This is a genomic window from uncultured Thiocystis sp. (assembly GCF_903866365.1).
In the GTDB taxonomy this organism is placed as follows: Bacteria; Pseudomonadota; Gammaproteobacteria; order Chromatiales; family Chromatiaceae; genus Chromatium.
Map to the genome: position 1 here is coordinate 1 of NZ_CAIPNF010000419.1, position 1944 is coordinate 1944.

Consider the following 1944-nt stretch of genomic DNA (forward strand, 5'->3'; position numbering starts at 1 on the left):
CCAGAGTCGGCTGGGCAAAACAAAGTGCGCCCATCTTCAAGCATCGGAGCGTCGAGGATGGACACATCAGAGCGGGTATCAACAGTCGTGGCGCGGAGCCCCAGACACCCCCGTGACACCGCGCAGCGGTATCACGAGATAATCACCTAAAAAACACTTCTTAAAAGTGGGCCTCAAGCCACTTTTAAGAATGGCGGAACATCTCCTTGATGCCGCGTACCGCCTGCCGCGTCCGGTGTTCGTTCTCGATCAGACCGAAGCGCACATGAGTATCGCCATACTCGCCAAAGCCGATCCCCGGCGACACCGCGACCTTGGCCTCGCGCAGCAGTTTCTTGGAAAACTCCAGCGAACCCATTTCGCGGTAAGGTTCCGGAATCGGCGCCCAGACGAACATAGTCGCCTTGGGCGGTTCGACCGCCCAGCCAGCGGCATTGAGTCCGCCGCAGAGCACGTCGCGCCGGCTCTCGTACATGTCCCGGATCTCGGTCACGCAACCCTGCGGGCCTTCGAGCGCGGCGATGGCCGCGACCTGAATCGGCGTGAAGGTGCCATAGTCCAGATAGGATTTGATGCGTGCCAGGGCGCCGACCAGGGTCCGGTTGCCGCACATGAATCCGACCCGCCAGCCGGGCATGTTGTAGCTCTTGGACATCGAGAAGAACTCGACCGCGATCTCTTTGGCCCCCGGAATCTGGAGGATCGAGGGCGCCTTGTAGCCGTCGAAAACGATGTCGACATAGGCGATGTCGTGCACCACCCAGATGCCGTGCTCGCGGGCGATGTCGATGACCTTCTGGAAAAAATCCAGCTCGACGCACTGCGTCGTGGGGTTGCCGGGAAAGTTGATCACCAGCATCTTGGGCTTGGGCCAGGATTCCTGGATGGCTTTCTGCAATTCCTCGAAGAAATCCACCTCGGGCGTCAGGCGCACATGGCGCACGTCGGCACCGGCGATGATGAAACCATAGGGGTGGATCGGGTAGGCCGGGTTGGGCACCAGCACCGTATCCCCGGCGCTCATGGTCGCCAGCGCCAGATGAGCGAGCCCTTCCTTGGAGCCGATGGTTACGATGGCCTCGATCTCCGGGTCCAGATGGACATCGAAACGGTCCCGATACCAGTGACAGATGGCGCGGCGCAGGCGCGGGATGCCGCGCGACATCGAATAACGATGGGTATCCTTGCGAATCGACGCCTCGACCAGCTTATCGACGATATGCTGGGGCGTGGGCTGATCCGGGTTGCCCATCCCGAAGTCGATGATATCCTCGCCCCGGGCTCGTGCCTCCGCCTTCAACTCATTGACAATGTTGAAAACATAAGGCGGCAACCGCTTGATGCGGTGAAAATCTGACTCGGGGGCAACCACTGGCGACCTCTTGATGTTGGAGAGAACTGAAAGCATAGAGTCTACAGTTGCCCCGGTGAGATTCAAACAAGCATGATGCACGGCGATATTTTCGTTCCAAGAACAAACGCGGCGACACCCCGATGAACCGACTGTCACCGTTCGCTTTGGTCCTGATGGCAACACTGATGGTCATCAGCGGTTGCAGCCGCGTCACCATCGTCTACAACACGGCCGATTTTTTTGCCAAGCAATACGCGAACGACTATCTGAATCTTGCGGAGGGACAGATCGCGAATTGGGAACCGCACCTCGACGCCGAACTCGCGCGGCATCGTTCAGAGGAACTCCCGTTTCTCGCGTCCTTTTTCGACAGCACTCTCAAATCCAGCCGGGCTGGTTTCGATGAACGCAACATGTCCTGCCTGACCACTGAGTTTCGTGATCTCTATCGGCGCCACGCCCAACTTGCGGTCACCCTCGCGGCGCCCTTGCTCGCGGATCTGACACCCGCCCAAATCGACGCACTGGAACGCACATTCCGCAAACAGGCCCGAAAAGACCGAGAGGATCTGGCGACGCGCGAGATCTCC

2 protein-coding genes are annotated in these 1944 nt (G+C 59.4%); one reads left to right on the forward strand and one right to left on the reverse strand.

The genetic code is table 11. The annotated features are described in order from the left end of the window. Positions 1–184: 184 nt before the first annotated feature. Positions 185–1372 carry an alanine transaminase gene (gene alaC, locus QZY07_RS23155; RefSeq protein WP_295408062.1) on the reverse strand — a complete coding sequence of 396 codons (1188 nt, stop codon included), beginning with the start codon at positions 1370–1372 and terminating at the stop codon, positions 185–187. 155 nt (positions 1373–1527) lie between these two features. Between alaC and QZY07_RS23160 the strand changes: the two genes are divergently transcribed. Further along, positions 1528–1944 (forward strand): DUF6279 family lipoprotein (locus QZY07_RS23160; RefSeq protein WP_295408064.1); only part of this gene is annotated, 417 nt, incomplete at its 3' end.